Source organism: uncultured Aquitalea sp., assembly GCF_945957525.1.
In the GTDB taxonomy this organism is placed as follows: domain Bacteria; phylum Pseudomonadota; class Gammaproteobacteria; order Burkholderiales; family Chromobacteriaceae; genus Aquitalea.
The window spans coordinates 21354-42417 of the sequence record NZ_CAMFLA010000013.1 but is presented as its reverse complement, the minus strand read 5'-3'; the positions used below and the strand labels follow the sequence as shown (position 1 = coordinate 42417).

Sequence of the window (21064 nt, the reverse complement as noted above, 5' to 3'; positions counted from 1 at the left end):
GCTAGCGACGATAATTAGCGGTTTTTGAAGCGGAATCCGACAGCATGGCCGTCATCACTCTCGTCGAACGGATCGACGCCCTCTTGCCGCAAACCCAGTGCGGGCAATGCGGCCACGCCGGCTGCCGCCCGTACGCCGAGGCGCTGGCGACAGGGCAAGACCCCATCAACCGCTGCCCGCCGGGCGGCGACGAAGGCGTACAGGCGCTGGCCGCCCTGCTCGGCGTGCCGGCCATTCCCTTCGACCCCGCCGGCCCCTTGCCCAAACCGCGCGCGCTGGCGCTCATCCGCGAGGACAGCTGTATCGGCTGTACGCTGTGTATCCAGGCCTGCCCGGTGGACGCCATCGTCGGCGCGGCCAAACTGATGCACACCGTCATCGCCAACGAATGCACCGGCTGCGAACTGTGCCTCGCCCCCTGCCCGGTGGACTGCATCGACCTGATCCCCGTCAACGACCCGGCCGACAATCAGCGCCCGCAGGTCATGGCTCGCGCCGCGCAAGCGCGCAAACGCTTTGAAGCAAGGCAGGCCCGCAAAAATCGCGACGCGGCGGAAAAGGCCCAAAGGTTGGCCGAACGCGCCGCCGTCCCGGCGCCTGCTGCCGGCGCAGCCCCCGCTTCGGCCAACTCCGACAAGAACGACCTCATTCGTCAGGCCATGGAGCGCGCGCGCCAGCAAGCCCCCGCTCCGGCGGAGAAGCCCGTCGCAGAACCGGTAGACAAGATGGCGGTGATCCGCGCCGCCATGGAACGGGCCGCCGCCCTGAAAGCCGCTCAGCAGGAAGCCGACAAGGACAAACAGTGAACGCCGCCAAACGCCTGGAAATCTTCACTCGCCTGCGCGAACACACGCCCCACCCCACCACGGAGCTGGAGTACGAGACGCCGTTCGAGCTGCTGATCGCCGTACTATTGTCCGCCCAGGCCACCGACGTCAGCGTCAACAAAGCCACTCGCCTGCTGTACCCGGTGGCCAATACGCCCGAGAAAATGCTGCAACTGGGCGAAGAACAGTTGGCGGATTACATCAAGACCATCGGCCTGTATCGCACCAAGGCCAAAAACGTCATCGCCACCTGCCGGCTGTTGCTGGAAAAGCACGATGGCGAAGTACCCACCGAACGCGAAGCGCTGGAAGCCTTGCCCGGGGTGGGCCGCAAAACCGCCAACGTGGTGCTCAACACTGCCTTCGGCCAACCTACCATCGCGGTGGACACCCATATCTTTCGCGTCGCCAACCGTACTCGTATCGCGCCAGGCAAAGACGTGCGCGAGGTGGAGGACAAACTGGTGCGACTGGTGCCCAAGGATTTCCGTCTTGACGCTCACCACTGGCTGATCCTGCATGGCCGCTACGTGTGCAAGGCCCGCAAACCCGAGTGCGCCCGCTGCGTGATCCTCGACCTCTGCGAATATCCGGCAAAAACGGTATGATGATGGGCATTGCCGAGGCATGCCCCTTTTCCCGCCCGGAGGGACTGGAAATCCCGCGGCTCGACCGCATCTGCGGTTGAAAAGACCTGAAAGGATAGCTCTGTGAACCCGACCCTGCGCACCCTTGCCGTGACCGCTCTGGCGGCGTCGCTGCTCACCGGTTGCGACAAGATCGAAAGCCTGTTCAAAAAAGACGCCCAGCCCGCCCCGGTGGCCGTGCCGGCGCAGGCTGACGGCCGCGTGGCCATGCTGCTCCCCGACTTCACCCAGCTGGTGGAGCGCGACGGTCCGGCCGTGGTGAACATCCAGGCCAATCGCGTGGATGCCTCCCCGCAGCAGAGCGAACTGCCCTTCCCCGTGCCGGAAGACGATCCGCTGTTCGACTTCTTCCGCCGCTTCATCCCCAATCAGCCCAATCCGCAAGACCAGCAGCCCGAAGAAAGCATCTCCTTCGGCTCCGGCTTCATCATCGGCGCGGACGGTTACATCATGACCAACGCCCACGTGGTTAGCGGCGGCAGCCAGATCAAGGTCATGCTCACCGACAAGCGCGAGCTGAAAGCCCGCCTGGTGGGCCTGGACAAACGCACCGACGTCGCCGTGCTGAAAGTGGACGCCTCAAGCCTGCCGGTGGTGAAGATCGGCAGCCCGTCCCAGCTGAAGGTGGGCGAATGGGTAGCCGCCATCGGCGCGCCTTTCGGCTTTGAAAACACTGTTACCGCCGGCATCGTGTCCGCCAAGGGCCGCAGCCTGCCGGACGAAAACTACGTGCCCTTCATCCAGACCGACGTCGCCATCAACCCGGGCAACTCCGGTGGCCCCCTGTTCAACCTCAAGGGCGAAGTAGTCGGCATCAATTCGCAGATCTACAGCCGTTCCGGCGGATTCATGGGCATTTCCTTCGCCATCCCGATCGACTTGGCCATGAACGTGGCCGAGCAGATCAAGGCCAAGGGCAAGGTCAGCCGCGGCCAACTGGGCATCAACATCCAGGAAGTCACGCAAGAGCTGGCGCAATCCTTCGGACTGCCGAAGCCGTCCGGCGCGCTGGTGGTGCGCGTCGATCCGCAAGGCCCGGCCGGTCGCGCCGGCCTGCAAACCGGCGACATCATCCTCAAGCTGGACGGTCGCGACATCGACAGCTCGAAAGACCTGCCGATGATGGTGGGCGCGCTGCAACCCGGCGCCAAGGTCAAGCTGACCGTCTGGCGCAAGGGCGGTGAAAAGACCATCGAAGCCACGCTGGCGGAACTGGCGCCGGAACCGGGCGTCCAGCCCCGTCAGAAAGAAGAGACCCAGCCGCAGAATTTCCAGTTCGGCAAACTGGGCCTCACCGTCACCGAGCTGACTCCCGGCCAACGCAATGAACTGGGACTGCGCGGCGGCTTGCTGGTGCAAAAGGCGCAAGGCGCATCGGCGCGTTCCGGCCTTCAGCACGGCGACATCATCATGGGATTGAACCAGACGGAAATCACTGGCATCGCTGCGTTTGAAAAGGCGCTGGCCAGCGCCAAAGGCAATATCGCCCTGCTGGTTCGCCGGCAGGACAGCACCTTGTTCGTACCCTTGCGCCTCGATTGATACCGTTTGCCGAAAGCCGCCGACAAGGCGGCTTTTTTACGCCCGGACACACCAGCCACAACAATGCAAAGGAGAAACTCATGAGCTTTCTGACCACTGATCTGTGCGACGCCAACGAAGGCCGCGTGCGCGTGGTGGAACCCATGTTCAAACGCTATGGCAACCATCCGCGCTTCAGCGGGCGCATTGTCACGCTCAAGCTGTTCGAGGACAACACGCTGGTGCGCGAGGCGCTGTCCCAGGACGGGCGCGGCAAGGTGCTGGTGGTGGATGGCGGCGGTTCGCGCCGTTGCGCACTCTTGGGCGACCAGATTGGCGACCTGGCGGTGGATAACCACTGGGACGGCGTGATCATCTTCGGCTGCATCCGCGACTCGGTCGCGCTCAACCTACTGCCGCTGGGCATCCGCGCGCTGGACACCCACCCGATGAAGTCGGTCAAGCGCGGCGAAGGCCAGCGCGACATTCCAGTCACCTTCGGCGGCGTCACCTTCCAGCCGGGCGAATGGCTGTATGCCGATGAAGATGGTGTGATCGTTGCGGAAAAAGCGCTGCTCTGAGCTTTAGTCTTGCAGAGCCGCGCTGCCTCCCTTGCCTCTCCCCTCATCAGGACCAAAAACACGCGGCGTCCTCATCCGCTGCCGCTAACCGTGGTTGCGGGCGTAGGTGGGCAACGCGGCCTGCTCGTCCGGGTGCGCCCAATCGATGTGCTCTTGCCACCAGGTGTGATGTTCGGGGGTGAGGATTTCCGGCTGATCCAGCGACGCCGCCGTGATGTCGATATCGTCCGGGTCCGACTCGTGGTGATAGGTGAGCGTGCTGCCGCAACGCAGGCAGAAGCCACGCTCCACTGCGGTGGAAGAGTGATAGGCCGCCGGCTTTTCTCCCAGCCAGTCCAGCTCGATCAGGCGCACGGAAAACCAGGTAACGAAGGGCGCGCCGCTGGCCTTGCGGCAACTGAGGCAATGGCAGTGCGTGACATGAAAAGGCTGGCCGCGCAGCCGGTAACGAACAGCGCCGCACAGGCAGCCGCCGGTCAAGGGTGCAGTCATGACGGTCTCCCGGATGAATACGGCGCAAGCGCCGCCGGCCGGAATCTGACGCCCCGGTCCGGGAAGTGACCCCGCCTTGATACTATAGAAAGCGTTTGCTTGCACAGGCAAACGCCTTCAGCCGTTTCGCACCGCCGCGCTGTCCATGAAAAAAGCGATGCCCAGGCATCGCTTTTTTCATTCTCGCCCCGCTCAGGCTTGCTGGGTGGGGGTAGCGGCGGCCAGTTCGGTCATGCGATTGTCGCCATCGACAAACACCAGCTTGGGCTGATGATTGTCCAACTCGCTGTCTTCGTACTGGGCGAATGAGGCGATGATCAGCAAGTCGCCCGGCGCAGCGCGGCGCGCGGCCGAGCCATTGACCGAGATGATGCCGGAGCCACGGGCGGCCTTGATGGCGTAAGTCGCGAAACGCTCGCCGTTGTTGACGTTCCAGATCTGGACTTCTTCGTACTCACGGATATCGGCTGCTTCCAGCAGGTTTTCGTCGATGGCGCAGGAGCCGATGTAGTGCAGCTCCGCATGCGTGGTGGTCACGCGATGGAGCTTGGATTTGAGCATGATGCGTTGCATGTGGGTATTCCTGTGCCGCCTCAGCGGTTCACTTCGATATTGTCGATCAGGCGGGTGCGGCCCAGACGGGCAGCCGCCAGCACGACCAGACGCTTTTCGCCGGCATGGGCAATTTCCAGCGTATCGGCCTGCCGCACTTCCACGTAGTCCACTTTCCAGCCAGCCTTGTCGAGGTCTTCGCTGGCCGCAGCTTCCAGGCCTGCATAGTCGCTGTCGCCGGCCAGCAGCGCATCGCGCATCTGGCTGAGGTTGCGATACAAGCGCGGCGCTTCGGCGCGCTCTTCGGCCGACAGGTAGCCATTGCGGGAAGACAAGGCCAGGCCGTCTTCAGCGCGACCGGTATCCACCGGCACGATGCGCACCGGCATGTTGAGGTCGTCCACCATGGCCTTGATCACATGCAGCTGCTGGTAATCCTTCTTGCCGAAACAGGCCAGGTCCGGCTGCACGATGTTGAACAGCTTGCTGACCACCGTGGCTACACCGCGGAAGTGTCCGGGGCGGAAAGCGCCGCACAGTTCGTTCTGGATGTGCGGCGGCTCCACGTTGAAATCCTGCTTCACGCGCGGGTACAGCTCTTGCTCGGTAGGAAAGAACAAAGCGTCCACGCCGGCGGCGCGCAATTTGTCGCAGTCGGCTTCAAAGGTACGCGGATAGGCGTCGAAATCTTCGCCCTGGCCAAACTGCAGACGGTTGACGAAAATGCTGACCACCACCTTGTCCGCCTGCTCGCGGGCGGCGGCGACCAGCGCCAGATGCCCTTCGTGCAGATTGCCCATGGTGGGAACAAATGCCAGCTTGCCCGCCTGGCGTCGCCATTCGCGCATGGCGGCCACACTGCGGATGATTTCCATTGCTTACAGCCCTATGAGAAGTTCTGTCGCCGACAGGCCGCGCCCGCCCGGGCGGCGGCCATGATGGCCGGCGGCGTTAGAATCAGTTCACAATCCATGCGCGGGCCCAATGCGGCACGACACCGATGTGCCCTGCCCGCCCTTGCGCGCCGGATCGCGAGCGCGTTCTTAGAAAGTGTGCTCTGCCGCGGGGAAAGTCTTGGCTTTCACGCCCTTGACGTAGGCTTCTACCGCGCCCTGGATGCTGCCGGCTTCGTTCATGAAGTTCTTCACGAAGCGGGCTTTCTTGCCCGGATAAACGCCAAGGATGTCGTGTAGCACCAGCACCTGCCCGCTAACGTCAACGCCCGCGCCGATGCCGATGGTGGGCGCCGACACGCTTTCGGTGATGCGCGCAGCCAGCGCGGCCGGCACGCACTCCATCAGCACCAGGCTGGCTCCGGCGTCGGCCAGCGCCTTGGCGTCGGCCAGTACGCGCTCGGCGTCGCTCTCGCTCTTGCCTTGCACGCGATAGCCGCCGAAGGAGTTGACGAACTGCGGCGTAAGACCGATGTGCGAGCAGACCGGGATGCCGCGCTCCACCAGAAAACGAGTGGTTTCGGCCATGAAGGCGCCGCCTTCGAGTTTCACCATGTGGGCGCCGGCCTGCATCAGACGAGCCGCACTGGCAAAGGCCTGCTGCGGGCTTTCCTGATAACTGGCGAACGGCAAGTCGCTCAGCACCAGCGCGTTGCCCGCGCCGGCGGCCACACAGCGGGTGTGGTAAACCATTTCGTCCATGCTCACCGGCAGGGTGGAATCCCGGTTCTGGATCACCATGCCCAGCGAATCGCCCACCAGCAGAATTTCCACGCCCGCCTGATCAAGGAGGGTGGCGAAGCTCGCGTCATAGCAGGTAAGCATGGCGATCTTTTGGCCTTCAGCGGCCATCTTCTGCAGGGTGTTGACGGTAATTTTCATACCTGTGCTTCCTCGGTGTGGTCGGGAACTCAGGGCGTCTGTGTATCAGGCGCTCTTGTTGAAATAGGTGCGCTGACCGCGCATTTCGGTGATGCAGCGCAACAATAGCTCGAAATCCTCATTGCCATCAACAAGGTTCAAGTGGTCGGTGTTGACGATCAGCAGTGGAGCTTGCTCGTACTGATGGAAAAACTCGCTGTAGGCTGCGTGCACGCGCTTCAGATAGCCTTCGGGGAAAGGCACGTCGCTGTCGCTGGCATGCGACGCCGCCCGTTCCAGCAACACGTTTTCCGAAGCTTGCAGATAGATCACCAGATCCGGCACCGGGTATTCGGGCAGCAGTTTGGCCGCTACTTTCTGGTAGAGCTGATGTTCCGCCTCATCCAGATTCACCCGCGCAAACAGGGCGTCCTTCTCGAAGAGAAAATCCGACACCACCGACGTGGACAACGTGTCGCCCAGCAGCATGCCCTGCGCCATCTCGGCGCGTTGCATCAGGAAAGACAGCTGGGTAGCCAGGCCATGCGCCGCCACGTTGCGGTAAAAGCGTTGCAAGAAGGGGTTGGCCGAAGGGTCTTCGGCCAACAGCCGCACGCCCCAGTAGTCGGCCAGCCGGCGCGCCAGCGCCGATTTTCCCGAGCCGATCGGGCCTTCCACCACCACGTATCGCAGATGACTCATGCTTATTCTCCCTGTGACGACAAGGACCGCACGCCGGCGGTATCCAGTCCGGCGGCGATCACGGCGGCTTCGCCGTGCGCGCCCACACGCAACGATGGCGCAATTTCGGCCAGCGGCACCATGACGAAGGCGCGCTCGTGCATGCGCGGATGCGGCACGGTGAGCACTTCGTCGGCCAGCTCCAGCCCCTCGTACAGCAACACGTCCAGATCCAGCACGCGCGGAGCGTTGCGAAAACTGCGGCGGCGGCCGAACTGTTCTTCGATGCGCATCAGCGCCGCCAGCAAGTCGTGCGCGGACAGCGTGGTGTCCAGACAGGCAGCGGCGTTGATGAAATCGGGTTGATCAAGATAACCCACCGGGGTGGTGAGATAGAGGGACGACTGACTGACCAAGCGAATGCCCGCCGTATTGGCAAGGGCCGCAAGAGCGGCCCTGATCTGTTCAGCCGGTTGCTCCAGGTTGCTGCCCAGAGCGACGTAGGCGATGCTCACTCGCTGCCTCCCGACCCTTCGCCCGGAGCGCGGCGACGAGGACTGCGACGACGGCGGCGCTTTTTCTGCGGCTCGGCCTCGCCGCTGTTCTTGGCGTCGCTGATGAGGGATTCACGGTCCTGCGCGTCGCCGCGCTGGAAGTCCTCCCACCATTGCACCAGCTCGCGCGGCACCTCGCCCACTTCCGCCCGCAGGGCGAAGAAGTCGTAAGCGGCGCGGAAGCGCGGCTGCTCCATGAAGCGGTAAGGACGCTGACCGGAGCGGCCATCGAACCGGGCTTGCAAGGTCCAGATCTCACGCATGGTAACGCTGAAGCGGCGCGGGATGGCGAAGTCGTTGTCCTGCTCGGCTTCCACATCGCTGATGGCCTGCAACAGCGCGTGCAGGGATTTCTCATCCTGCGCGATCAACTCCTGCCAGCGGCGATTCACCTGCCCCCACAACAACGTGGCCAGCAGGAATCCGACGGATACCGGCTTGTCGGCGCGGATGCGCGCATCGGTGCTTTCCAAGCCCAGTTGCAAGAAACGGTCATCGCCGTCGTCGGCCATCACCGCGTCCAGCAGCGGGAACACGCCGCGCGACAAGCCTTCGTCGCGCAGCTTGCGCAGACAGGCGTAAGCATGGCCGGACATCAGCAGCTTGAGCATCTCGTCAAACAGCCGCGCCGGCGGCTCTTTTTGCAAGAGATGCGCATGCGCGCGGATAGGCCGCCGGGTGTCTTCATCAATCTCGAAGCCCAGCTTGGCCGCCAGGCGCACCGCGCGCAGCATACGCACCGGGTCTTCCTGATAACGGCGCGCCGGCTGACCGATCATCACCAGGCGACGGGCCTTGAGATCCTTGACGCCGTGGTGGTAATCGATGATGGATTCGTCGGACGGGTCGTAAAACAGCGCATTGACGGTGAAGTCGCGGCGATGCGCGTCCTCTTCCTGGCTGCCGAAGGTATTGTCGGCCATGATGCGGCCGGTTTCGTTCAGATCATCGATGCCGCCGCCGCGGAAGGTGGTCACCTCGATGGTTTCCGGGCCCATCATCACGTGGACGATGCGGAAACGGCGGCCAATGATGCGGGAACGGCGGAACAGGTGATGCACCTGCTCCGGCGTGGCGTTGGTGGCCACGTCGAAATCCTTGGGCGACACGTCCAGCAGCAGGTCGCGCACCGCGCCACCCACCACATAAGCCGAAAAACCGGCTTCCTGCAGACGATTGGTCACGCGCAAGGCGGCCGAACTCAGCTGGTCGCGACGGACGCCATGTTGAGAGACGGGGATCACTTTGGGTTTGGTGCGGCCTTTAGCCATGCCGGAAGGCAGCTCCAGAACTTTGCGGATAAGCTTGCGGATCATGTGGAGGAATCAGGGACTTGGAATGGAAGGATTCGCAAGAAATGCATTCAAGGGGCTGATTATAGCGTGAATGGCCAAGCAAAATACACCGGCGGCGAACGAAATAATCCGCGCGCGGCGGCAAAGCGCATTGCCGGGCGACAGTCATCAACCTAGAATCGCTGTCACAACCCTTACAACGATATGACTGGCCCCACGCCGTGATCCCCGTTCTTGCCCTGGATATTCAGACCCAACCGGATGTCGCCGGCATCCGCACCCTGCATCAGCTGGACCATGCCATCAGCGAGGGCGACGTCGTGTATTACGCCCTGCAACGCTGCCGGGCGCACCGCGGAGACGACTTCCTCCCCTTTCATCTGCATCGCGTCGCCGCCTTGCATGGCGTGCTGCACACTCATCAGTCCACCCTGCTGTTTGCTCCCGACCCGGCGCAGGGCGAAGCCGGCATGTTGCGCGAGCTGGCCACCCTTCTCAGCGAGCACGCGCCGCAAGTGGTGAGCTGGCGCGGCGCTCAATTGACGCTGCCGGTGCTGCGCCACCGGGCCATGATTCACGACGTTCCCTTCCCGCCAGCCGCGCACGGTCTGTTCGACAACGGCGTTGAGGTGGCCCGCCTGCTGGAATCCGGCGCGGAAGCGGGCTGCGTGCCGATGTGCGAACTGGCCCGCTTGTGCGGCCTGCCGGCCACGGCAGAGCCGGACATTCCGCAATCCTGGGCTTTGTTGCAACAAGGCAAGGACGCGGAGCTGCGCCACGACAGCGCCCGCCGCGCCGCCACGCTGTATCTTTTGTGGCTGCGAGCCGCCAGCCTGCGCGGTCAGTTATCTGCGCTGCAACGCCAGCAGCAGCAAAGTCGCTTGCGCGAATTGCTTGGCGCCCGCTCGGAATGGCAGGCTTTTCTGAACGAATGGCCGGTAGACAAACAGGGTTGACAGAGAAATTCATCAGGAATAACCTGTGACTCATGCGCCGATTTGAATACAGCTTGCGGGCGCACTACAAATGCCAGCTAAAGCGTAAGTCGGAAACCCGCTGCGCTCTTTTGCCGGCGGGTTTTTTCATTTTGTAGTCGTTCGCCGTATTCAGTCAGTCGCAGCATGTGTTTTACGCGTCGCCTCCAGGCGGCGCAGGCGCCGAGTTAATCGACAACTTGCAGGGCGCCCAAAAATCCTGCTAAAGCGTCGCCTGGCGGGTGCCGGGCACGCGAAGCGCCTCAACAAGCAATGCGGCGCGCGGCCTTCGGCAAACCTTTCCGACGGCCGTCGCCCGATGGAGAACCGCCATGTACGACTGCCTGCAAGACAGCTATACCGACTTTTCTTTTGCCGTATTCGACGCCGTGGGAAGAAAACGCCCCTTATCCGGCAGCCTGACTGCCTCCCCCTTGTCTGCCAAAGACTATCTGCACCTGACCGACCTGGCCGCTTTCGCCAACGATCTGGGTTACCGCAGCGAACTGTGCGGCAGCCAGCTCACTGTCTGCGACATTTCACTGACAGACGCGCTGGCCATCAACAGCCGCTTCGGTGCAGACCTGATCATCAGTTGCGACCTCAGGCGCGACCCGCCGGCGCAGTTTTGAACGGCAGCCCGGTGCGCCTCTGACCGATATTCAGCGCCACAGCCGCGTCGCAGTCTCGCAAGACGTTGCCTGCGACGCTCCGTATAATGGATAGCTTTCCCTCGAGGAACTCCAGGATACGGCATGCTGTTTGAACTGCATCGCGCGCCGCGCGCCAAGATACGCGCCGAAGTCGGTCAGATTGTTCGGCTGGCGCTGCCCATGATGATCGCGCAGGTGGCGCAGGTGGCTACCGGCTTTGTCGACACCGTGATGGCGGGCCGTGTCAGCACCGACGATCTGGCCGCCGTGTCGCTGGGCGCCAGCGTCTTTATCACCTGCTACGTCACGCTGATGGGCGTGGTGACGGCGCTCAACCCGGTGCTGTCGCATCTGGTGGGCGCTGGCGAAACAGGCAAGATCGGCGAAACCGGTCGCCAAGGCATCTGGTTCGGCCTGCTGGTGGGTCTGTTCGGTGCGGCGATCATGCTGCTGGCCGAAGCGCCCTTGCGCGCCTGGCTGACCCTGCCGGAAGACGTGGAAGACAAGATGATGCTGTTCATCAGCGGCGCGGCCTTCGGCATGCCCGCCGCCATGATGCATCGCGCGCTGCACGCCTATGCCTCCAGCCTCAACCGACCCAAGGTCATCATGGTGGTGAGCCTGCTGGCGCTGGCGCTCAACATCCCGCTCAACTACATGCTGATTCACGGCCTGTTCGGCTTGCCGCGCATGGGCGGCGCCGGCTGCGGCTGGGCCACCGGCATCGTGTTCTGGTTCAACTGCATCGCCCTGTTCTGCTACATCGCCTGGCACCGCCACTTCAAGCCCTATGGCCTCACTTCGCGCTTCAGCTGGCCCGACTGGCGGCAATATCGCGGCTACCTCAAGCTGGGCCTGCCCATCGGCCTGTCCTTTTTTGTGGAAGTCAGCCTGTTTTCCTTCATTGCCCTGCTGGTGGCGCAGCTGGGCATGGTGGTGGTGGCCAGCCACCAATCGGTACTGAATTTTTCCAGCATCATTTACATGCTGCCGCAGAGCATCGCCACCGCGCTGACGGTGCGCGTGGGCCAGCATGCAGGCGCAGGCGACTACATCGGCGCGCGTTTTGTGGCCGGAGTGGGTCTGATGACCGGCCTGGCCGCTGCCGTGTTCACCATGCTGCTGGTACTGGTGCTGCGCGAACCCATCATGCGCGTCTACACACCGGACCCGCAGGTGGTGGCCATGGGTGCCAGCCTGCTCTTGTTCGCCGCCGTGTTCCAGCTGACCGACGCGGCGCAAACCATCGCCTCCGGCGCATTGCGCGGCTACAAGCTCACCACGGTGCCGATGGCCATCCACATTACCGCCTTCTGGGGCATCGGCCTCGGGCTCGGCATGACGCTGGGGCTGACGCGCTGGATCACCTCGCCGCCCATGGGCATTTTCGGCTTCTGGCTAGCGCTGGTCATCAGCCTGACCGCCGCCGCCATTCTACTGGTGGCCTATCTGGCGCGCGAAAGCCGCCGCCGCCTGCCCCGTCACTCTTCTAGCACCGCCACATCATGACCATCGCCATTCAGTCCGACATCCCGCTCAAGCCTTACAACACCTTCGGCATGGCCGTAACGGCCCGCCATTTCTGCGAGCTGCGCACGCTGGCGCAACTGCCGGCCCTGCTGCAAAGCGAAGCCTTTCGCACCGGGCCAGTGCTGTGGCTGGGCGGCGGCAGCAATCTGCTGCTAACCCGGGACTACCCCGGACTGGTGGTGAAAGTGAGCCTCAGCGGCGTGCACCTGTTGGCCGAAGACGCCGACAGCGTGCTGGTAGAAGCCGCCGCCGGCGAGAACTGGCACGACTTTGTGCGCTACAGCCTGACGCAAGGCTGGTTCGGACTAGAAAATCTCAGCCTGATCCCCGGCACGGTCGGTGCCTGCCCGGTGCAGAACATCGGCGCCTACGGCGTGGAGGTGAAAGACCTGATTGACTCGGTAGTCTGCGCCCGCCTCGACGCCGACGGCGAAGCGTTAACCCTGGGCAACGCCGACTGCCGTTTCGCCTATCGCGACAGCGTGTTCAAGCATGAGGCGGCCGGCAAACTGCTGGTGACCGCCGTGCGCTTCCGCCTGGGTCGTCGGCCCCACCTCAAAACCGCCTATGGCGACATCGCCGGGCAACTGGAAAAGATGGGCGTGAACGAACCAGGCCCGCTGGACGTCAGCGAGGCGGTGATCGCCATCCGCCGCAGCAAGCTGCCGGACCCGGCGCAGCTGGGCAATGCCGGCAGCTTCTTCAAGAACCCCATCATCGATGCCGATCAGGCTGAACGCCTGCTGGCCCGCTTTCCCGCCCTACCTCACTACCCGGCAGGCGAAGGGCGCGTCAAACTGGCCGCCGGCTGGTTGATCGACCAGGCGGGACTGAAAGGCTATCGCGACGGCGACGCAGCCGTGCACGACCGGCAAGCGCTGGTGCTGGTCAACCACGGTAGCGCCAGCGGCGACGACATGCGCCGGCTGGCCGAGAAAGTCATCGCCACGGTGCGCGAACGCTACGGCGTGGAACTGGAACCGGAGCCGCTGGTCCTGTAATTAGCGCTTCGCTCAGCGCAAACCACCCCGGCCAACGCGCTCTTCGGCCAACCTCGCCTTCAGGAGTCACCATGCCCAACACCGCCATGCACCCACCCGCTGTCATCGTTTTTGATCTGGGCGGCGTGCTCGTCGACTGGAACGGCACCGACCCGCTGGTGCGACTCACGGGCGGCCGACTGAGTCGGGAACAAGCTCGGCGCTTCTGGATGGAAACACCCTGGGTATCCGGCCTGGATACCGGCCAGCTGTCCCCTGCGGACTTCGCCAGCGCTATGGCCGACGCCCTGCAACTGGATCTGGATCAGGCCCAGATGCTGCAAGCGCTGGATGATTGGCTGCAAGGCCCCTATCCCGGGGTGCAGGAAACACTCAGCCGACTGTCGACACGCCACCGCCTGGCCGTGCTCAGCAACAACAACGCCCTGCACTGGGGCAAGATTGATCGGGAATTCGACTTGCTGCGCCACTTTCCCCAGCAGTTCGCCTCCCACCAATTAGGCTTGCGCAAGCCGGACGCCGCCATTTACCGCCATGTGCGCGAATCCCTGGCGGTGGAACCCGGCGACATCCTGTTTTTTGACGACAACATCGAATGCGTGCAAGCCGCCCGCGCCGAGGGTTGGCAAGCTTGCCACACCGTAGGCTTCGTCGCCGTACAGGCCGAACTGGCCAAGCGAGGACTACTGGACTGACCTCAAGGTTGGCCGAAGGGTCTGTCATTCAAAAAGCCCGCTAGCGCGGGCTTTTTTACATGGGGATCAAGACTGCCGGGCCACGCCAGGATCAGACCACCCCGCCCGCCATCAGGAACAAGGCCACCACGACCAGATACCCCCCCAGCCAGCTGAGCGAGCGCAAACCCGCCTGATCGGCCAGATAGCAGAGACCGTGGCACACGCGCAGCAAGATGAACACCAAGGCCGCCAGATCCAGCCGGGCATCCGGCACTTTCATCTGCCAGGCCAGCAGCATGGCGGCAGCGTAAGTGGGAAAAGCCTCCCAAGCGTTTTGCTGGGCCCAGTTGGCCCGCTGGCGATAACCGGAAGCGGCTGCCAGCACTTCGCGCGGACGGTTATTGTCGTAAGGCGCGCCAGCCTTGGCCACCAAAGCCCACGCCAGCGGCAGCAGGGCTACCAGCAAAATGCTCCATAAAGCGAAAATCATGGTATTTCCTTACGGTATCAATCGTTGTCGTCCGGCTCTCGCCCCAGATAGCGCACATCATCGAAAGTGGCCACCCATTGTGGACGGTAGACAATCAGTATGGCCATCACCAGCCCGCTGATGAAAGCCTCGGACCAGGACAAGAGAAAATAAAACGGCAAGGCTTCGTCCAGCAAGTAGTCGGCCGGATAAGCCCCGGCCAGCCCCAAGGCCGCCACCCCGCCCGCCCCGCAAAGAAACAGGCTCAAGCCGCCGGTTAAAAAAGCATTGACGAACACATAGACAAACAGCTGCGCTGGCAGATGGCGGCGACAAAACGCCAGCACCGCCGCGCTGACGCCCACCGGCATGGCGCCGGCCAATAGCCAGTTCAAACCCAAGGAGGTCCAGTCGCCATGCCCGCCAGCCGCCAAAGCGGCCAGCACAAGAGCCAGCGCCAGCAAAGCCAGCCACGGCCCCATCAACAGGGTAAACACCGTAGCCCCCAAGAGATGAAAAGACAAACCGGGCTTGAGCCCGCCCTTCATCAACCACAAAGCCATCACCAGCACGCAAGCGCCCATCCAGGCATTGAGCGCTTCGCCGGGCAAGCGCTTCCAGTCCACGCGCCAGGCGGCCAGCGCCAGAGCGAAACCGGCAAGCGCATTGCACGCCAGCAGCGGGCCGGGAGCAAACAGGGATGCGGGCAGATCCATCTTCGGCGTTCCAGACAGGGGATGCCGGCATGATACCACTGGGCAGAGGTCCACAGCCGCGCCCGGGACCGGTACAATAGCGCTTTCCTTTCGTCCAGGCCGTCCCATCATGAGCAAGCAGCCAGCCAATCACATTATCGCCCAGCAAGTCAGCATCGCCCTGGCGGAAGACCTGGGCACCGTTGACTGGACCGCCATGCTGATTGCCGAAACCGCCGAAGGCAGCGCCACCGTCGTGGCGCGCGAAGACGCGGTGATCTGCGGCAAGGCCTGGTTCGAGGAATGCTTCCGGCAAGTGGACGAACGCTGTGTGGTGCTGTGGCACGTGCGCGAGGGGCGCAAGGTTGCCGCCGGCACCGTGCTGTGCGAGATCAGTGGCCCGGCCCGCGCGCTGCTCACCGCCGAACGCTCCGCGCTGAACTTCATGCAGATGCTGTCCGCCGTGGCTACGCAAACCCGTCGCTACGTCGACGTAGTGGCCGGTACGCGCGCCCGTATTCTCGATACGCGCAAAACCCTGCCCGGCCTGCGTCTGGCGCAGAAATACGCGGTCACCGTGGGCGGCGGCCACAACCAGCGCATCGGTCTGTACGATGGCATCCTCATCAAGGAAAACCACATCATGGCCGCAGGGGGCATCCGCGAGGCACTAACGGCCGCTTTCAAACTGATTCCGGCCGGCGTCACACTGCAGATCGAAGTGGAAAACCTGGATGAGCTGCAACAGGCCCTCGCCGGCGGTGCGACATTGATCTTGCTGGACAATATGTCACTGGACGACATGCGCGAAGCGGTGCGACTGACGGCGGGCCGCGCCCAGCTGGAGGCCTCCGGCGGCGTGGATCTGGACACTGTGCGCGCCATTGCCGAAACCGGCGTGGACCGCATCTCCGTTGGCAAGCTCACCAAGGATGTGCAGGCCGTCGATCTGTCCATGCGCTTCGCCTGAATTCCATTGCTTGCTGGCGCGCGGCGGATCATGAGGTATACCTGTAAGAGCCGCTGCCTTTTCCGCCGCCTCAGGAGACCTCCGCACTTTGCGCACACCCCATAACGGCCGCCTTGCCACCTGGCTTGCCATTGTCTTTCTAGCCGCCACGCTACTGATTGTGGCGCTGGACCTTGCCGGCACCCGCCAGCAAGGCGAGGGAGAGGCCCGCAATCAGGCAGCCAGCCTCAGCCTGTTGCTGGAGGAGCGCCTTTCTTCCGGTCTGCGGGAAACCAATCTCATCCTGCAAAGCATCAGCGACAGCAGCCAGGTACAGGCTCTGCTGCAAAACCATGTCCTGTCGCAAGAGCAACAGCAGAAGCTACGCCAGCTCGCCGATGCCAAACTGCGCCAGCAAGCGTACCTGACCCGCATCGACGTACTGGACAGCGCCTGCGCCACCCTGTTCAGCAGCCAGCGCGGCGACACGCCGTCGCAACTGAAAACCGACTATTGCCGCTGGTACCATCGCACCGGCGTTCAGGACACCGGTTTCATGTCCACCCGCCCCGACGCCGGCGGCAAGAATATCGTACTGGCTCTGAAACTGCTGTCGCCAACTGGCGAACCGCTTGGCATGGTGATCGGCACCATGGACCGGCAGTTCTTCCAGTCCGAAGTCAGCAAACTGCCGGTGGGCAATCACGGCGAAATACTGGTGATGGACCTGCGGCAGGTACTGATGGCCAACTGGCCGGCCTACCCGCGCGCGCAAGAGCAGCCGCTGGGCGAACTGGTGGCGACCGAGGTCTTCAGTCGTCACGAGGAAACCCTGTTGTTCAGCGCCAACTCACTGCTGGACGCAGAACGTCGCATTTACAGCACCCGGCTAGTGGAAGGCTTTCCGCTGCGAGTGTTGGTTGGCATCGGCGAGCGCGACTTCTCCCGACCCTTCAACGACAAAGCCACAATGGCGTTGCTGGCCTGGTTGTTTACCGCCGCCCTCACTATCGTCGCCTTGCGCAGCCATCTGGCCGGCCTGCGGCAAAACCGCCTGCTGGCCGACAGCGCACAGCGCATCCGCCAGAGCGAAGAAATGGCGCGGCTGATTCTGGACACCGCGCCGGTCGCTTTGCTGCTGGTGGCCATGGGACAGTGGCGCATCCTGCGCGCCAACGCGCCGGCGCGGGAGCTGCTGCGCATGCCCGGCCCGCCGCCAGGTGACAAGCAGGCCGACCGGACGCTGGACCTGCCGCTGCAACTGGCGCCGCTCAGCGACTGGCTGCGCGACGGTACGCAGGCGGACAAGGAAGAAGTGGAACTGGAACGCGAAGACCTGACCCGACTATGGGCCATCGTTTCCATTCAGTATCTGCCGGACCATCAGCCCCCGGCGGCGCTGGTATCGTTGTACGACATCTCCAGCCGCAAGGCACTCGAGCAAGAGCTGGAAGAGAAGAACCGTCAGCTGAACGACATGGCGGTAACCGATCCGCTGACGCGGCTGGCCAACCGGCGCCACGCCGATCAGACCCTGAAGGAAGAGGTGGTGCGCTGCGAACGTTACAGCCAACCCTTGTCGATCGCGGTATTCGATATCGACCATTTCAAGCAGTTTAATGACAGCTTCGGCCATCAGGCCGGCGACAATGTGCTGCTGGCCGTGGCCAATTCGCTGGTGGACGGCACGCGCGGCACGGATGTCTGCGCGCGGATCGGCGGGGAGGAGTTTCTGGTGATTTTCCCCTGCACCCGGCTCAAGGATGCAGAAAAAGTCATGCAACGGGTACAGATGATGCTGGCCCGCACCATCTTCCCGTTCACGGATGAAAAAGTGACATTCAGCGGCGGCCTGACCGCTTGGCAGCCAGGCGATACACCGTCCAGCATGCTGAGCCGCGCCGACAAACTGCTCTATCAGGCAAAAATGTCCGGCCGCGACCTGATGCTGAGCGACAAGGAAGACTGAACTGGCGTGGTGCCGCCAACAAAACCCATGATTCTGCGGTGCGCTTCCTTGTCGCACTCCGGCCACAGCCTGTGTCGGCGCGCGATTCTACGAGGTTTTGTTAACGGCGCTTAGTCAGTCAGCGCCTGCGACAGCAATCGCAACATGGCCGCCGTGGCCCCCCAGATGGTGTGTTGCTGCCAGTTCATGGCGAGATAAAAACCCTCCACCCCGTCGCGCACATAGCAATGCCGTTCGTACTGATGCGCGTCCAGCGCCTGCGCCAGCGGCACTTCAAATACGGCGGCCACCTCGCCCGGCTCCGGCGTCAGGCTCAGCGGCGGCGTCACCAGCCCCACCACCGGGGTCACCACAAATCCGGTAATGGTGACGTACTGGGGCAAGCTGCCAAGCACTTGGACACAGGCCCGCTCCAGGCCAATCTCTTCACGTGCTTCGCGCAAGGCGGCGTCTTCGGTCGACCTATCGTCCGCATCGACCTTGCCGCCGGGAAAGCTCACCTGCCCCGCATGAGTGGACAAAGACTCGGTGCGCTGCGTCAACAGCACGGTAGGACCGGCCGCATGCCACACCAGCGGCACCAGCACCGCTGCCGGCCGATGCGCGTCCGACGCCGCGCGCCAAGGGATATCGCCCGCCTGACCATCAAAACGAAACTCGGCCAGCCGTTGGCTGAACCAGCGCGCCGCCTCTTCCTTGTCTGCCGGCCACATATCGCTCATCCTTTCGCCGAATCCGGCCCGATCTTGGGCAAGGCCAGCTCGCTCCAGTGCGCGAACAGGCGCAAGAGCAGGCCCGCCAGGAACAGCAGTTGCAGCGACAGCGCCCCGACCCAGCCGGTCTGATCCATGATGAAAAGTCCGGCGGCCACCAGTATGGACACCGTGCCGTAAAAGTCCTTGTGCAGGATGAAGGGAATGTCATTCACCATCATATCCCGCACAACGCCGCCGCCCACGGCGGTGATGAAACCCAGCAACACCACGCCAAAGGCATTGAGGCCAAACAACAACCCCACCTGCGCGCCGGTAATACTGAATGCCACCAGCCCGAGCGAATCGGCAATGATGAACAGCCGGTTCAACGTACGGCTTTGCCGCTTGTGCAAACCCACCAGCCAGGACACCAGCAGCGTGCCGGCAATGATGGCCAGATTGGTGTAATCAAAAAATACCAGCGGCACCCGCGCCACCAGTACGTCGCGGATAATGCCGCCGCCAATGGCGGTGAGCAGGGCCACCACCACAATGCCCAAAATATCCAGATGCTTGCGCACGCCGATCAGATAGCCGGAAAAGGCGAAGGCCACCGTACCGACGGCGGAAAAGATTTCCATCTGAAACAGCCGATTACTGATTTCCATATTCGCACGTCGCATGAAAAACGCCAGACAGAATGTCTGGCGTTGATTGATTCCTGATCCCGGCCCGCTATCAGCGGCGCATGGAGTCGAAGAAGGCCAGATTGGACTTGGTGGCCTTGATCTTGTCCTGCAGGAATTCCATTGCTTCCAGATCGTCCATCGGGTAGAGCAGCTTACGCAGCACCCAGATGCGTTGCAGCTGGTCTTGCGGGATCAGCAGCTCTTCGCGGCGCGTGCCGGAGCGATTGATGTTGAGGGCCGGGAAAATCCGCTTTTCCGCCATCTTGCGGTCAAGATGGATTTCACAGTTGCCGGTACCCTTGAATTCTTCATAGATCACATCGTCCATGCGGCTGCCGGTATCGATCAGCGCAGTGGCGATGATGGTGAGGCTGCCGCCTTCCTCCACGTTGCGCGCCGCGCCGAAGAAGCGCTTAGGGCGCTGCAGCGCATTGGCGTCCACGCCGCCGGTCAGCACTTTGCCGGAAGCCGGCACCACGGTGTTGTAGGCGCGGGCCAGACGGGTGATGGAGTCCAGCAGGATGACCACGTCCTTCTTGTGTTCGACCAGGCGCTTGGCCTTCTCGATCACCATTTCCGCCACTTGTACGTGGCGGGTGGCCGGCTCGTCGAAGGTGGAAGAGACAACTTCACCCTTCACCGAGCGCTGCATTTCGGTTACTTCTTCCGGACGCTCGTCAATCAGCAACACGATCAGCACCGCTTCCGGATGGTTGGCGGTGATGGCATGGGCGATGTTCTGCAGCATGACGGTTTTGCCGGATTTCGGCGGAGCCACCAGCAGGGCACGCTGCCCCCGGCCGATTGGGGCGATCAGGTCGATGATGCGGCTGGTGGTGTTTTCCTCGGCCCGGATGTCGCGCTCGAGCTTGAACTGCTCGGTGGGAAACAAGGGGGTGAGGTTTTCAAACAGGATCTTGTGCTTGGAGTTTTCCGGCGGCTCGCCGTTGACCTTGTCCACCTTCACCAGCGCGAAGTAACGTTCGCCGTCCTTCGGCGTGCGGATCTCGCCGTCGATGGAGTCGCCGGTATGCAGATTGAAGCGACGGATCTGCGAAGGACTGACATAGATGTCGTCCGGGCCGGCCAGATAAGAGGTGTCCGGGCTGCGCAGGAAGCCGAAACCGTCCGGCAGCACTTCCAGCGTGCCGTCGCCGAAGATGCTCTCGCCCTTCTTGGCCTGGTTTTTCAGCAAAGCGAAGATCAGGTCCTGCTTGCGCAGGCGGCTTGCGCCTTCGATCTCGTTGGAAATGGCCATTTCCACGAGCTGGGATACGTGAAGGTGTTTGAGGTCAGATAAATGCATAGCGGCCGTTAGTCGACTCGTGAACGGTTGAGCAGAACGCTGTTCGGGGGTGAGGAAGCAGGTACGAAACAGGCGGCTTGGAAGCCGCCTGTATTAAGAGATGTCCGGGGGAGAATAGACGCTTTACAGATTGCTGTCAATAAAGGCGGCCAGCTGGCTCTTGGCCAGTGCGCCCACCTTGGTGGCAGCTACCTGGCCATCCTTGAAGATCATCAGGGTGGGGATGCCGCGAATGCCGAACTTGGGCGGCGTTTGCTCGTTCTGGTCGATGTTGAGCTTGGCCACTTTCAGGCGGCCTTCGTATTCCTTGGCCACTTCGTCCAGGATGGGGGCGATCATTTTGCACGGACCGCACCACTCTGCCCAGTAGTCCACCAGAACGGGAACATCGGACTTCAGAACGTCTTGTTCGAAGGAATCGTCGGTTACGTGCAGGATCAGATCGCTCATGGCTTCCTCTTCTATCTGTGAGTGCTGTGTCTTGGGGTCAATG

The 21064-nt window shown here is 62.8% G+C and carries 24 protein-coding genes; 11 read left to right on the top strand and 13 right to left on the bottom strand.

The window, feature by feature from the left end; all coding sequences use genetic code 11:
• Positions 1-44 precede the first annotated feature (44 nt).
• The 4 genes from rsxB (at position 45) to rraA (ending at position 3576) form a co-directional block, all read left to right on the top strand.
• The gene (gene rsxB, locus Q0P52_RS13225) at positions 45-806 is read left to right on the top strand and encodes an electron transport complex subunit RsxB (RefSeq protein ID WP_293763303.1); all 762 of its coding nucleotides are present in this window, start codon (positions 45-47) and stop codon (positions 804-806) included.
• Positions 803-1435 carry an endonuclease III gene (gene nth / locus Q0P52_RS13220; protein ID WP_293763306.1) on the top strand — a complete coding sequence of 211 codons (633 nt, stop codon included), beginning with the start codon at positions 803-805 and terminating at the stop codon, positions 1433-1435. Before rsxB ends, nth begins: the two co-directional genes overlap by 4 nt.
• 102 nt (positions 1436-1537) lie before the next feature.
• The gene (locus tag Q0P52_RS13215) at positions 1538-3016 is read left to right on the top strand and encodes a DegQ family serine endoprotease (RefSeq protein ID WP_293763309.1); all 1479 of its coding nucleotides are present in this window, start codon (positions 1538-1540) and stop codon (positions 3014-3016) included.
• A gap of 80 nt (positions 3017-3096) precedes the next feature.
• Complete coding sequence (rraA, locus tag Q0P52_RS13210) at positions 3097-3576, top strand: ribonuclease E activity regulator RraA (RefSeq protein WP_293763311.1); 480 nt, start codon at positions 3097-3099, stop codon at positions 3574-3576.
• Between the two features lie 84 nt (positions 3577-3660).
• Here rraA and Q0P52_RS13205 read toward each other — a convergent pair whose 3' ends face one another.
• The 7 genes from Q0P52_RS13205 to pcnB form a co-directional block, all read right to left on the bottom strand.
• Positions 3661-4068, bottom strand: coding sequence for a GFA family protein (locus Q0P52_RS13205; protein ID WP_293763313.1), 408 nt, complete (start codon positions 4066-4068; stop codon positions 3661-3663).
• Between the two features lie 192 nt (positions 4069-4260).
• Positions 4261-4641 (bottom strand): aspartate 1-decarboxylase, encoded by a 381-nt coding sequence (gene panD / locus Q0P52_RS13200; protein WP_293763316.1) that lies wholly within the window; start codon positions 4639-4641, stop codon positions 4261-4263.
• Between the two features lie 20 nt (positions 4642-4661).
• Positions 4662-5495, bottom strand: coding sequence for a pantoate--beta-alanine ligase (gene panC / locus Q0P52_RS13195; protein WP_293763318.1), 834 nt, complete (start codon positions 5493-5495; stop codon positions 4662-4664).
• A gap of 168 nt (positions 5496-5663) precedes the next feature.
• Entirely contained in the window at positions 5664-6455 is a 792-nt protein-coding gene (panB, locus tag Q0P52_RS13190; RefSeq protein ID WP_293763321.1) for a 3-methyl-2-oxobutanoate hydroxymethyltransferase, read from the bottom strand.
• Between the two features lie 45 nt (positions 6456-6500).
• Entirely contained in the window at positions 6501-7136 is a 636-nt protein-coding gene (locus Q0P52_RS13185) for a deoxynucleoside kinase (protein ID WP_293763323.1), read from the bottom strand.
• A 2-nt stretch (positions 7137-7138) separates the two neighbouring features.
• The gene (gene folK, locus Q0P52_RS13180; protein WP_293763325.1) at positions 7139-7630 is read right to left on the bottom strand and encodes a 2-amino-4-hydroxy-6-hydroxymethyldihydropteridine diphosphokinase; all 492 of its coding nucleotides are present in this window, start codon (positions 7628-7630) and stop codon (positions 7139-7141) included.
• Complete coding sequence (gene pcnB / locus Q0P52_RS13175) at positions 7627-8985, bottom strand: polynucleotide adenylyltransferase PcnB (protein WP_293763327.1); 1359 nt, start codon at positions 8983-8985, stop codon at positions 7627-7629. Before pcnB ends, folK begins: the two co-directional genes overlap by 4 nt.
• A 200-nt stretch (positions 8986-9185) precedes the next feature.
• Between pcnB and Q0P52_RS13170 the strand changes: the two genes are divergently transcribed.
• The 5 genes from Q0P52_RS13170 to Q0P52_RS13150 all read left to right on the top strand — a co-directional run bounded on the left by Q0P52_RS13170 (position 9186) and on the right by Q0P52_RS13150 (position 13817).
• Positions 9186-9920: a hypothetical protein gene (locus Q0P52_RS13170; protein WP_293763329.1), complete on the top strand. Its 735-nt coding sequence runs from the start codon at positions 9186-9188 to the stop codon at positions 9918-9920.
• A gap of 350 nt (positions 9921-10270) precedes the next feature.
• A complete protein-coding gene (locus tag Q0P52_RS13165) occupies positions 10271-10570 on the top strand; it encodes a hypothetical protein (RefSeq protein ID WP_293763331.1) in 300 nt (99 codons plus the stop codon).
• Positions 10571-10693: 123 nt separating this feature from the next.
• A complete protein-coding gene (locus tag Q0P52_RS13160; RefSeq protein WP_293763334.1) occupies positions 10694-12100 on the top strand; it encodes an MATE family efflux transporter in 1407 nt (468 codons plus the stop codon).
• On the top strand, positions 12097-13122 hold the full coding sequence (murB, locus tag Q0P52_RS13155) for a UDP-N-acetylmuramate dehydrogenase (protein ID WP_293763337.1): 1026 nt from the start codon (positions 12097-12099) through the stop codon (positions 13120-13122). The genes Q0P52_RS13160 and murB overlap by 4 nt, the downstream gene beginning before the upstream one ends.
• 71 nt (positions 13123-13193) lie before the next feature.
• A complete protein-coding gene (locus Q0P52_RS13150; protein WP_293763339.1) occupies positions 13194-13817 on the top strand; it encodes an HAD family phosphatase in 624 nt (207 codons plus the stop codon).
• Positions 13818-13908: 91 nt separating this feature from the next.
• On the opposite strand, the gene Q0P52_RS13145 is transcribed toward Q0P52_RS13150, so the two are convergent.
• Together Q0P52_RS13145 and Q0P52_RS13140 are read right to left on the bottom strand one after the other, a co-directional pair.
• Positions 13909-14289 carry an MAPEG family protein gene (locus Q0P52_RS13145; RefSeq protein ID WP_293763342.1) on the bottom strand — a complete coding sequence of 127 codons (381 nt, stop codon included), beginning with the start codon at positions 14287-14289 and terminating at the stop codon, positions 13909-13911.
• Positions 14290-14306: 17 nt separating this feature from the next.
• Positions 14307-14984, bottom strand: a complete 678-nt coding sequence (locus Q0P52_RS13140) for an energy-coupling factor ABC transporter permease (protein ID WP_293763345.1) — start codon at positions 14982-14984, stop codon at positions 14307-14309.
• Positions 14985-15093: 109 nt separating this feature from the next.
• On the opposite strand from Q0P52_RS13140, the gene nadC reads away from it, so the two are divergent.
• The gene (gene nadC, locus Q0P52_RS13135) at positions 15094-15933 is read left to right on the top strand and encodes a carboxylating nicotinate-nucleotide diphosphorylase (RefSeq protein ID WP_293763348.1); all 840 of its coding nucleotides are present in this window, start codon (positions 15094-15096) and stop codon (positions 15931-15933) included.
• An 88-nt stretch (positions 15934-16021) separates the two neighbouring features.
• Entirely contained in the window at positions 16022-17881 is a 1860-nt protein-coding gene (locus tag Q0P52_RS13130; RefSeq protein WP_293763351.1) for a diguanylate cyclase, read from the top strand.
• A gap of 110 nt (positions 17882-17991) precedes the next feature.
• On the opposite strand, the gene Q0P52_RS13125 is transcribed toward Q0P52_RS13130, so the two are convergent.
• From Q0P52_RS13125 to trxA, 4 genes are all read right to left on the bottom strand, one after another.
• On the bottom strand, positions 17992-18603 hold the full coding sequence (locus Q0P52_RS13125; RefSeq protein WP_293763354.1) for a CoA pyrophosphatase: 612 nt from the start codon (positions 18601-18603) through the stop codon (positions 17992-17994).
• The gene (locus Q0P52_RS13120; protein WP_293763357.1) at positions 18600-19244 is read right to left on the bottom strand and encodes a TRIC cation channel family protein; all 645 of its coding nucleotides are present in this window, start codon (positions 19242-19244) and stop codon (positions 18600-18602) included. The genes Q0P52_RS13125 and Q0P52_RS13120 overlap by 4 nt, the downstream gene beginning before the upstream one ends.
• A gap of 70 nt (positions 19245-19314) precedes the next feature.
• A complete protein-coding gene (gene rho, locus Q0P52_RS13115) occupies positions 19315-20571 on the bottom strand; it encodes a transcription termination factor Rho (protein ID WP_293763360.1) in 1257 nt (418 codons plus the stop codon).
• Between the two features lie 123 nt (positions 20572-20694).
• Positions 20695-21021, bottom strand: a complete 327-nt coding sequence (gene trxA, locus Q0P52_RS13110) for a thioredoxin TrxA (protein WP_293763362.1) — start codon at positions 21019-21021, stop codon at positions 20695-20697.
• Positions 21022-21064 lie beyond the last annotated feature (43 nt).

What these genes read in the sequence shown, in the direction of transcription:
- rsxB (WP_293763303.1), top strand. Translation starts at nt 45, where the DNA reads ATGGCCGTCATCACTCTCGTCGAACGGATCGACGCCCTCTTGCCGCAA.
- rraA (WP_293763311.1), top strand. Translation starts at nt 3,097, where the DNA reads ATGAGCTTTCTGACCACTGATCTGTGCGACGCCAACGAAGGCCGCGTG.
- Q0P52_RS13205 (WP_293763313.1), bottom strand. Translation starts at nt 4,068, where the DNA reads ATGACTGCACCCTTGACCGGCGGCTGCCTGTGCGGCGCTGTTCGTTAC.
- panD (WP_293763316.1), bottom strand. Translation starts at nt 4,641, where the DNA reads ATGCAACGCATCATGCTCAAATCCAAGCTCCATCGCGTGACCACCACG.
- panC (WP_293763318.1), bottom strand. Translation starts at nt 5,495, where the DNA reads ATGGAAATCATCCGCAGTGTGGCCGCCATGCGCGAATGGCGACGCCAG.
- panB (WP_293763321.1), bottom strand. Translation starts at nt 6,455, where the DNA reads ATGAAAATTACCGTCAACACCCTGCAGAAGATGGCCGCTGAAGGCCAA.
- Q0P52_RS13185 (WP_293763323.1), bottom strand. Translation starts at nt 7,136, where the DNA reads ATGAGTCATCTGCGATACGTGGTGGTGGAAGGCCCGATCGGCTCGGGA.
- pcnB (WP_293763327.1), bottom strand. Translation starts at nt 8,985, where the DNA reads ATGATCCGCAAGCTTATCCGCAAAGTTCTGGAGCTGCCTTCCGGCATG.
- Q0P52_RS13165 (WP_293763331.1), top strand. Translation starts at nt 10,271, where the DNA reads ATGTACGACTGCCTGCAAGACAGCTATACCGACTTTTCTTTTGCCGTA.
- Q0P52_RS13160 (WP_293763334.1), top strand. Translation starts at nt 10,694, where the DNA reads ATGCTGTTTGAACTGCATCGCGCGCCGCGCGCCAAGATACGCGCCGAA.
- murB (WP_293763337.1), top strand. Translation starts at nt 12,097, where the DNA reads ATGACCATCGCCATTCAGTCCGACATCCCGCTCAAGCCTTACAACACC.
- Q0P52_RS13150 (WP_293763339.1), top strand. Translation starts at nt 13,194, where the DNA reads ATGCCCAACACCGCCATGCACCCACCCGCTGTCATCGTTTTTGATCTG.
- Q0P52_RS13145 (WP_293763342.1), bottom strand. Translation starts at nt 14,289, where the DNA reads ATGATTTTCGCTTTATGGAGCATTTTGCTGGTAGCCCTGCTGCCGCTG.
- Q0P52_RS13140 (WP_293763345.1), bottom strand. Translation starts at nt 14,984, where the DNA reads ATGGATCTGCCCGCATCCCTGTTTGCTCCCGGCCCGCTGCTGGCGTGC.
- nadC (WP_293763348.1), top strand. Translation starts at nt 15,094, where the DNA reads ATGAGCAAGCAGCCAGCCAATCACATTATCGCCCAGCAAGTCAGCATC.
- Q0P52_RS13125 (WP_293763354.1), bottom strand. Translation starts at nt 18,603, where the DNA reads ATGAGCGATATGTGGCCGGCAGACAAGGAAGAGGCGGCGCGCTGGTTC.
- Q0P52_RS13120 (WP_293763357.1), bottom strand. Translation starts at nt 19,244, where the DNA reads ATGGAAATCAGTAATCGGCTGTTTCAGATGGAAATCTTTTCCGCCGTC.
- rho (WP_293763360.1), bottom strand. Translation starts at nt 20,571, where the DNA reads ATGCATTTATCTGACCTCAAACACCTTCACGTATCCCAGCTCGTGGAA.
- trxA (WP_293763362.1), bottom strand. Translation starts at nt 21,021, where the DNA reads ATGAGCGATCTGATCCTGCACGTAACCGACGATTCCTTCGAACAAGAC.